General features: G+C 63.3%; 1 protein-coding gene. It reads left to right on the top strand.

Annotated features, from left to right (window positions below; all coding sequences use genetic code 11):
• Positions 1-69 precede the first annotated feature (69 nt).
• Positions 70-1,262 (top strand): IS3 family transposase gene (locus IHE57_RS16140; protein ID WP_246476026.1). Its coding sequence is split into 2 segments (ribosomal slippage): positions 70-354 and positions 357-1,262, totalling 1,191 coding nucleotides; the frame shifts between segments, so codons are not numbered across the junction.
• Positions 1,263-1,296: the final 34 nt, after the last annotated feature.

The following is a 1,296-nucleotide window of genomic DNA, read 5'->3' as shown; positions in this document are numbered from 1 at the left end:
GGGACTGATGCAAGGTTTGGTGACATCTGATCTGGCTTGTTCACAGGCAAGCCTGGAAGGATAGACACCATGCCACAGCCCTACCCGAAAGAGTTCCGCGACGACGTCATCCGCGTCGCCTTGAACCGCGACGAGAAGACCACGATCGCCCAGATCGCCAAGGACTTCGGAATCCATGAAGGCACCCTGACGAAATGGATCCGTCAGGCCGAGATCGATGCCGGCAACAAGCCAGGCAAGACCACGGACGAATCGGCCGAACTGCGCGAGTTGCGGCGGCGCACGCGTCTGCTGGAACAGGAGAACGAGGTCCTGCGCCGTGCCGCGGCGTATCTGTCGCAGGCGAATCTGCCGTCAAAAGGCTCTACCCGCTCGTGAGAGAGCTCGCCGTCGACGGGATCCCCGTGGCGGTGTCGTGCCGGGTTCTCAAGCTCTCCCGCCAGCCCTACTACCGATGGCTGGCCGCCCCTGTCCCTGAAGCCGAGGTGAATGAGGCGTATCGGGCCAACGCCCTCTTCGACGCCCACCGGGACGACCCTGAGTTCGGGTACCGGTACCTCGCCGACGAAGCTGAGGCCGCCGGCGAGCCCATGGCGGTACGCACCGCATGGCGGTTGTGCTCGGATAATGCCTGGTTCTCGGCCTTCGGCAAGGCCCGGGCCAAGAATGGGAAGAAGCCCGGCCCACCTGTTCACGACGACCTGTGTGTCGTTACCGACGCCGATGGGCGGGTTCAGCACGAGTTCCGTGCCACGGCCGTCAACGAGCTGTGGTTGACCGACATAACCGAACACTGGACCGATGAGGGCAAGCTGTACATGTGCGCGATCAAGGATGTCTACTCCTCGCGGATCGTCGGCTACTCGATCGGGGCCCGAATGAAGGCGCGCTTAGCCGTAGACGCTCTTGAGATGGCTGTGGCCCGCAGGGCTGGTGACGTGGCCGGGTGCGTGACGCACTCGGATCGCGGCAGCCAATTCCGGTCGAAGAAGTTCACCCGCGCATTGGAACGCCACGGCATTATCGGGTCGATGGGCCGCGTCGGCGCGGCTGGCGATAACGCGGCTATGGAGTCGTTCTTCGCTCTGTTGCAGAAGAATGTCCTCGACCGTCGCCGGTGGGCCACCAGGGATCAGCTGAGGAGCGCGATCGTGACCTGGATCGAGCGGACGTATCACCGACGTCGGCGGCAAGCCCGGTTGGGTCGTTTGACGCCGGTGGAGTACGAAGCAATGATTGAGTCACCTGCAGTCGCAGCGTGACACTCCGATTGTCACCGATCCTTGCATCAGTCCC

The organism is Brevibacterium renqingii, assembly GCF_017808105.1.
Lineage (GTDB): Bacteria > Actinomycetota > Actinomycetes > Actinomycetales > Brevibacteriaceae > Brevibacterium > Brevibacterium renqingii.
Note: the sequence above shows the minus strand (reverse complement) of the source record. Positions and strands in the feature narration are given on the sequence as shown.